This is a genomic window from Wolbachia endosymbiont of Drosophila seguyi, assembly GCF_028981765.1.
Lineage (GTDB): Bacteria > Pseudomonadota > Alphaproteobacteria > Rickettsiales > Anaplasmataceae > Wolbachia > Wolbachia pipientis.
Window position 1 is genome coordinate 1 of the sequence record NZ_JAPQLM010000186.1, and the last position, 7,343, is coordinate 7,343.

At 37.2% G+C, this 7,343-nt stretch carries 8 protein-coding genes; 2 read left to right on the forward strand and 6 right to left on the reverse strand.

Annotated elements, in window-relative coordinates; translation table 11 throughout:
* Positions 1–377: 377 nt before the first annotated feature.
* The 5 genes from purH to OZD62_RS05105 form a co-directional block, all read right to left on the reverse strand.
* The gene (gene purH, locus OZD62_RS05085) at positions 378–1,889 is read right to left on the reverse strand and encodes a bifunctional phosphoribosylaminoimidazolecarboxamide formyltransferase/IMP cyclohydrolase (protein ID WP_275019575.1); all 1,512 of its coding nucleotides are present in this window, start codon (positions 1,887–1,889) and stop codon (positions 378–380) included.
* Positions 1,890–1,969: 80 nt separating this feature from the next.
* A complete protein-coding gene (gene fmt, locus OZD62_RS05090) occupies positions 1,970–2,869 on the reverse strand; it encodes a methionyl-tRNA formyltransferase (protein ID WP_275019577.1) in 900 nt (299 codons plus the stop codon).
* 12 nt (positions 2,870–2,881) lie between these two features.
* Positions 2,882–3,247: a 50S ribosomal protein L20 gene (gene rplT, locus OZD62_RS05095; RefSeq protein ID WP_006279340.1), complete on the reverse strand. Its 366-nt coding sequence runs from the start codon at positions 3,245–3,247 to the stop codon at positions 2,882–2,884.
* Between the two features lie 20 nt (positions 3,248–3,267).
* Positions 3,268–3,474 carry a 50S ribosomal protein L35 gene (rpmI, locus tag OZD62_RS05100; RefSeq protein WP_007548610.1) on the reverse strand — a complete coding sequence of 69 codons (207 nt, stop codon included), beginning with the start codon at positions 3,472–3,474 and terminating at the stop codon, positions 3,268–3,270.
* Between the two features lie 98 nt (positions 3,475–3,572).
* A complete protein-coding gene (locus OZD62_RS05105) occupies positions 3,573–4,016 on the reverse strand; it encodes a PAS domain-containing protein (RefSeq protein WP_010962890.1) in 444 nt (147 codons plus the stop codon).
* Between the two features lie 165 nt (positions 4,017–4,181).
* Here OZD62_RS05105 and alaS point away from each other — a divergent pair, with 165 nt between their 5' ends.
* Positions 4,182–6,815 (forward strand): alanine--tRNA ligase, encoded by a 2,634-nt coding sequence (gene alaS, locus OZD62_RS05110; RefSeq protein WP_010082404.1) that lies wholly within the window; start codon positions 4,182–4,184, stop codon positions 6,813–6,815.
* A gap of 186 nt (positions 6,816–7,001) precedes the next feature.
* Positions 7,002–7,145, forward strand: a complete 144-nt coding sequence (locus OZD62_RS05115) for a hypothetical protein (RefSeq protein WP_153801319.1) — start codon at positions 7,002–7,004, stop codon at positions 7,143–7,145.
* Here OZD62_RS05115 and OZD62_RS06195 read toward each other — a convergent pair.
* Entirely contained in the window at positions 7,096–7,257 is a 162-nt protein-coding gene (locus OZD62_RS06195; RefSeq protein WP_010962888.1) for a hypothetical protein, read from the reverse strand. The two genes, OZD62_RS05115 and OZD62_RS06195, sit on opposite strands and share 50 nt — an antisense overlap.
* Positions 7,258–7,343: the final 86 nt, after the last annotated feature.

A 7,343-nucleotide genomic window follows, 5' to 3' on the forward strand; every position in this document is an offset into this window, starting at 1 on the left:
AGCGGCTGAATCTCGCTTGTCAAGCGTTTAAAACATAAAAAACGCCAATATTTTAAAGCGGATAATAACCTCAGGGCTTCTTTTGCCTTTTTTTTCATTTAGTAAATTTCTTAAACATTTATAGCTAAACGACAACCGTCATCCCGCTGCTTGTTAGCGGCTGAGATACCGCGAATGAATCGCGGTATGACGGTTCGCAGAGGCATGACGGTTCGTGGCAGCACGATAAGCTCGTCATCCCGCTACGTGTTAGCGGGATCTCTTGTTAGCGCCGCGGCGGTATATTTGTCATCCCGCTAGCGGGATCTATGTTGAGAGATACCGCGAATGAATCGCGGTATGACGGTTTGTGGCGGTATGACGATAAGACACAAAGCCTAATGGAAAAAACTGCGAACGCCAGTGAAAAACATAGCAATTTTATTTTCATTTGCAGCTTTTATCACATCTTGATCTTTCAGCGAGCCGCCGGGCTGAATTATAGCTGTAATCTCATGTTTTGCACTTTCTACTATGCTATCTGGGAATGGAAAAAATGCATCTGAAGCAAGCACTGCACCTTTACATTTTTCACCTGCTTTTTTCACTGCAATGTTCACACTATCTATTCTGCTTGTTTGCCCTGCACCGATGCCAATAGCACAACCATCTTTTGCTATAACTATTGCGTTGGATTTCACATGCTTACATATTTTCCAGGCAAAAATAAGATCTTTTTTTTCTTTGTCTGTTGCAGTGCATTCTGTTACTTGTTCTGCTTTTATTGTGTGGTCATTATTTTCTTGCACCAAAAACCCACCAACAACATTTTTAGTTTGGTATTTCACATTTTGTTGAAAAGATTTATGAATAATCACTCTTAAATTTTTCTTTCTTTGTAAAATTTTTAGTGCCTCATTGTTTACCGATGGTGCTATCACTACTTCCAAAAATATCTCGTTTAATTTTTCTGCTAGCTTTAAATCTATCTCCCGGGTTAAGGCAACTATACCACCAAAACTGCTTACTTCATCGCACGATAGAGCTTTTTCATATGCCTCCAAAGCATTATTACCAATAGCAGCGCCACATGGGTTATTATGCTTGATTATCACTGCTGCAGGTTCTTCGAATTCAGAAGTTATGTTAAGTGCGGATTCTATATCTACTATATTATTATAACTCAACTCTTTTCCATGTAGTTTTTCCAACGGATATTCTGTAAATTGATTACTATAAAATGCAGCTTTTTGATGGGGATTTTCACCATACCTGAGTTCTTGTACTTTATGCCCGTATAGAGCAAAAAACTCTGGTAACTCATTATTTTTACTCTGGGATAAAAACCAACTGTGAATATTAGAATCGTAGTGTGCAGTGAGAGCAAATGCTTTGGTTGCTAAGTGTTTTCTATATTCCAATGTTGTTTTATTGTTATTTTCTATCATCTCAGCTTTCAGTGCTTCATAGTCTTGAATGCTAGAAATAACTGAAGTAAAACGAAAGTTTTTTGCTGCAGCTCTAATTAACGCCACTCCGCCGATATCAATTTGTTCTATAATTTGCTCTTCATTTGAGCCGCTACTTACTGTCTCCCAAAATGGGTATAGGTTAGTTATAAGCAGTTCTATTGGCTCAATACCTAGATTTTGTATTTCCGTTTTGTGTTTTTCTCTATTGCAAAGTATGCCTCCATGAATTTTAGGGTGTAAAGTTTTTACTCTACCACCCAGTATCTCTGGAAATTGTGTGTAATCTGAGACCTCTTGTGTTTTTATTCCTGCACTAGATAGCACTTTATAAGTATTGCCCGTTGAAAGAATTTCTATTTGTTGCTGCGTTAAAAACGATGCAAGATCAATTATATTCGTTTTATCGTATACTGATATTAAAGCTCTTTTTATTTTCATTTTTATATGGAAAGTTTTCTAAGATTATATCTAAGAAAAGGAAATTTAGCTATTACATTTCTACACTAATTTAAAGCAGCCTATTCTATAAATTTTTTTACCATGCTTGATTTCAAGCCACGAATAAAATCTTCAATACTGCAAGGATTTCTCCCTTCCATTTGTACAACTTTAGGAATTAAAGTGCCACCTTTTAAACTTATGTGCATATTATCGTTAACAATCTTACCTTGTTCTGAAGCGAGAGCTTCAAAGTCAGCATCAAGTATCCTGATACGTTTATTTTCTATCTTAATGAATGCTTTTGGGTAAAACGCTTTAACTTTTCTACAAGCAACTTCACAAGCATCACTTGCATAAATTTTATAGTCTTCCACTTTGTCAGCGTAACATGCATCGTTATCGTTCTGTTTTAAGGGAAGCTGTTTTTCAATTTCGTTTAGCACTTTCAGCAGTAAATCACTGCCTAGCTTAGATAATTTATCATGCAATGTCTTGTAATTATCGTTCTTTTCGATAAGAAATTTTTCCTGTTTTAAAATAGTGCCGGAATCTAATCCTTCATCCAATTGCATAATGCTAACCCCGGTTTCTTGATCTCCTGCTAAAATTGTATGCTGTATCGGGGCTGCACCACGCCACCTTGGTAGTAATGAAGGATGAATATTAATACAACCATATTTAGGAATATTCAAAATTTCTCTTGGAAGTATCAATCCATACGCGGCAACAACCGCAACGTCTGGCTTGAAATTTCTAAATTTTTCTTGCTCTGCCGAGAACTTTAGAGAGATAGGAGTACATACCTCTATGTTACTTTCTTCAGCGATAACATGTACTGGAGATTTCGTTGGCTTCTGTCCACGCCCCGAAGGTTTTGGAGCCTTGGTGTATACTGCCACCACTTCGCTCTTTGATTTCAGTAACAAGCTCAGAGAATTAACAGCAAATCCTGGTGATCCCATGAAAATAATTCTCATGGTGTTTTTGCTTTAAGAATTCTCCGCTAATTTACCACTTACAGTTTCTACTAATTTGGCAAAATCATCCTTATAATTAACTGCCATCTCAGCAAGAATTTTTCTATTTAAATCAATGCCGGCAAGTGTAAGACCATGCATAAACCTACCATAAGTAAGCCCATGCTCTCTTGCTGCTGCATTAATACGTATTATCCATAAGCTACGGAAATCACGTTTACGGGTTCTTCTGTCTCTGTAAGCATATTGCAGTGCTTTTTCAACTCTTTGTAATGCAATTCTATAACAGCTTTTTGCACGCCCTCTATAACCCTTTGCCAGTTTCAATATTTTTTTATGACGAGCGTGAGTAGTGACTCCACGTTTTACCCGAGCCATTCTATTTTACCTCCATTTTGTTAAATACCGTAAGGCATATGAAGCTTAACTATACGCGAGTCAGATTTACCAAGAATCGTTGTACCGCGCTGATTACGAATATTAGATTTACTTCTCTTTACCATGCCATGCCTTTTGCCTGACTGAGTAGAAATAACTTTACCCTTAGCTGTAAGGTGAAAGCGCTTTTTCACAGAAGATTTGGTTTTTAATTTTATTTTCTTCATATTCCAAATAAATTTACAAGCACTACTATTGAGTTCTTTAATAGTAATTAAGCATTAGTATAAATAATTTTATTAAAGAATCAAATTAAAATTGTATATTAAAGGAGTTTAAAAGTAATTACGCCCAATATGTGTGTTATACCTTCTTTATTCCCAAGTGGCAACAATACTTGCCTCATTTTAACACTTTCACTTTCTTCCTCTTCATTGATCGGGCATTTACTCTCTATTACAGTATCAAGTTTATCAATAACTGCATCTATTTTATATAGTCGCAAAAATGGTGCATCAATTGCATACTTATTATCAATGCGCGTCTTTTTCTCAAAACCATAGAATTCAACAGCCTTTTCTCCTGCATTTTCACAAATATAACCTTGATCCTTGACTTCAATGACAAAACAATGCTGCCATGATTCCATTATTTCTGCAGTGTCTATTTCATGCCTTTCTGGCCAATCTCTGTCTGATCCTTTTATGTCATTCCAGTGTTGAGTCACCACATTTGCTATTCTTTTTTCTTTGCCTACATAAATTTCCATTCCGATTTCCACATATAAAACACAGATATGAGGTAAATTTATCGTGAATATATTGATTTTTTCTTACCACAAGGTGCATGTCACTAGAAGTTCTGAGATCTAGAGAGTGGTATTGATTTTATTTCCATTACAACTTATTATTTACAGATAACCTCAATAAAAACGATGAAGCTAAACGAAATCAGAGAAAGATTTATAAAATTTTTTGTAAATAATGACCACGAGCAGGTTTCTTCTTCTCCTTTGATTCCAGAACATGACCCAACGCTCATGTTCACAAATGCTGGTATGGTGCAGTTTAAAAATATTTTTACTGGTGCTCAAAAAACTGAAATGAAACGTGCTGTCTCAAGTCAAAAGTGCCTAAGAGCAGGCGGTAAACACAATGATCTGGAAAATGTTGGCTATACAACTCGGCATCACACATTTTTTGAAATGCTCGGAAATTTTAGCTTCGGTGATTACTTTAAGGAAACTGCGATAGAATTTGCGTGGGAATTTATCACTAAAGAGTTATCTCTTGATAAAAACAGACTATCCATAACCGTCTACCATACTGATGATGAGGCGTACGAGATTTGGCGTAAGATAAGTGGCTTTTCAAGTGATAAAATCATAAGAATTACAACGGATGATAACTTTTGGAGTATGGGAAGCACTGGTCCGTGCGGTCCATGTTCTGAAATTTTTTATGACCATGGGAGTCCTAATTTACAAGAGGGCGATAGAATTGTTGAAATCTGGAATCTGGTATTCATGGAGTTTAACAAAGATGAAGAAGGTAATTTACACAAATTGCCAAAAAAATGCATCGATACTGGAATGGGCCTTGAAAGAATAGCGGCTGTTATGCAAAACGTCCATGATAACTATGATATTGATCTATTTTCTGCTCTGATAAGTAAATCACAAGAGTACTGTGGAAGAACGGAAAATAAAATAGCGCATAAGATCATAGCAGATCATCTTCGCGCGGCTGCATTTCTCATCGCAGAAGGAGTGCTTCCTGGAAATGAGGGCAGGAATTACGTATTACGCAGATTAATTAGGAGAGCCACACGTTATATTCACCTGCTTGGATATAATGATTCCCTACTCCATCGTATTTTTCCAGTGTTGATAGATAGCACGAGTTCGGCTTATATGGGAGCTGAATTAGTCAGAGCTAAAAGCTTAATAGAAACGACGTTAAAATCAGAGGAAGAAAACTTTAAAGACACTTTGATGAAAGGTATCAATCTCCTGGAGAAATTCACTACAGATTTAAAATCGGGCGATACTTTGCCTGGAGAATCAGCGTTTAAGCTATATGACACCTACGGATTTCCTTTGGATATTACACTTGATATTTTAAAAGAGAAAAAAATAAATTTTGACCAGAAGGGTTTTGATGATGCAATGGGAGAACAAAAAGAGAGAGCACGTGCTAAATGGGCTGGATCTGGTGAAAAATCTGTTGAGCAAGTATGGTTTGATTTGATCAATAAATTTGGCAAAACAAAATTTGTTGGTTATGAGTTCAATGAAGTAAGTGATGCGAAAATACTAGCTATAGTTTCCTCTAAAAATGAAGTAATTGATTCTGCAAAGGAGGGAGAAAAGATAACCATTATACTTGATAAAACACCTTTTTATGGCGAGTCAGGTGGACAAGTGGGAGATACTGGCAGTCTGATCAAATCTGATAGAAGTATTATTATAGTCGAGAATACCAATAAGGTTAATGACCTATATTTGCACAGATGCATAGTTAAGTTCGGTTCAATTTGTAAAGGTAACACAGTTGCAGCAAGCATTGACAAGGAAAGAAGGCAAACCTTAAGAAGAAATCATTCAGCTACACATCTTCTGCACTTTACACTCAGAAAAATTCTAGGTGATCATGTCACTCAAAAAGGTTCCCTAGTTGCACCAGATAGACTGAGATTCGACTTCAGCCATAACACTCAAATGACTCAAGATCAGTTGTTTTGGGTAGAGGATATGGTAAACTCTCTAATCAGAGAAAATCTTTCCGCATCTACAAAAATTCAAAGCATGAATCAGGCAATAGACGAAGGAGCTATGGCGTTATTCGGTGAAAAATATGGCAACCAAGTAAGAGTAGTGAAGATTGGAGATTCAAGGGAACTGTGTGGTGGCACACACGTTGAACATACTGGAGAAATTGGTTTGTTTAAGATAGTAACAGAGAGTTCTGTTGCTTTTGGAGTGAGGAGAATTGAAGCTTTAACTGGTCAGGAAGCAATCAATTATGTACGTGATAATGAAATTAACTTAAAAAAAGTTGCAGAATTCGTAAAAGCGCCAGTGAGTGAAATAACAAGCAGATTAAGTATTTTAAGTCAAGAACACAAAAAATCCGAAACCAAAATAAAAAACCTATATAAAAAGCTTGTGAGTGCAGAGAATATAAAAAGCACCGAAATAAATGGAATAAATTTTATAAGCCACACTTTCACTGATATTCCAGCAAATGTAATAAGAGAGTTTGTTTTGCAGCAACAAAAACCAAAAACGGTAATAGCTTTTACGGCAACAGAAAAAGATAAAACAGTCTTGATTATTAAAGTAAGTAAAGACTTAATCAATAAGATTAGCGCAAAAGAACTAATATCCATAGCAGTTAAAAAGAACTGTGGTGGGAATGCTGAACTTGCACAAACAGGCTGTGATAGCAATAAAATAGATGATGCCATTACAGCCATTTATAGCAAAATAACAGCTTCTAAGCACTCTACGTCATACCACCACGAACCGTCATACCGCCGCGGCGCTAACAAGCAGCGGGATACTTAACCATTGTCTACACCGTCATACCGCGATTCATTCGCGGTATCTCTTAGCCGCTAACAAGAGATCCCGCTAACAAGCAGCGGGATGACGAATTACTATGCCGCCGCGAACCGTCATACCGTTGCAAACCGTCATACCGCGATTCATTCGCGGTATCTCTTAGCATAGATCCCGCTAACAGGTAGCGGGATGACGGTTGTCAGGCTAGCTGTCATCCAAGTAGCTCGACTACTTGGATCCAGGAAAAAGAATGGTGTCATGAAAGTAGCTGACACTGATTCCTTTATGATGGTGTCATCCCAGTGCCCAGACACTGGGATCCAGGAAACTTAATTGCAAGTAATGCATTGGATTTGGTGAGTATGGGTTTTGCGTTATAGAATGAAGCACTTTTGGTGAATTTATAAAGAAAGCTGGATCCCAGTGTCAAGCACTGGGATGACAAGGTATAAACCTTATCTTCATGCCGCCGCGAACCGTCATACCGCGATTCATTCGCGGTATCTCAGCCGCTAACAAGAGATCCCGCTA

Coding starts and splice junctions, on each gene's coding strand:
- purH (WP_275019575.1), bottom strand. CDS start 1,889: ATGAAAATAAAAAGAGCTTTAATATCAGTATACGATAAAACGAATATA.
- fmt (WP_275019577.1), bottom strand. CDS start 2,869: ATGAGAATTATTTTCATGGGATCACCAGGATTTGCTGTTAATTCTCTG.
- rplT (WP_006279340.1), bottom strand. CDS start 3,247: ATGGCTCGGGTAAAACGTGGAGTCACTACTCACGCTCGTCATAAAAAA.
- rpmI (WP_007548610.1), bottom strand. CDS start 3,474: ATGAAGAAAATAAAATTAAAAACCAAATCTTCTGTGAAAAAGCGCTTT.
- OZD62_RS05105 (WP_010962890.1), bottom strand. CDS start 4,016: ATGGAAATTTATGTAGGCAAAGAAAAAAGAATAGCAAATGTGGTGACT.
- alaS (WP_010082404.1), top strand. CDS start 4,182: ATGAAGCTAAACGAAATCAGAGAAAGATTTATAAAATTTTTTGTAAAT.
- OZD62_RS05115 (WP_153801319.1), top strand. CDS start 7,002: ATGACGGTTGTCAGGCTAGCTGTCATCCAAGTAGCTCGACTACTTGGA.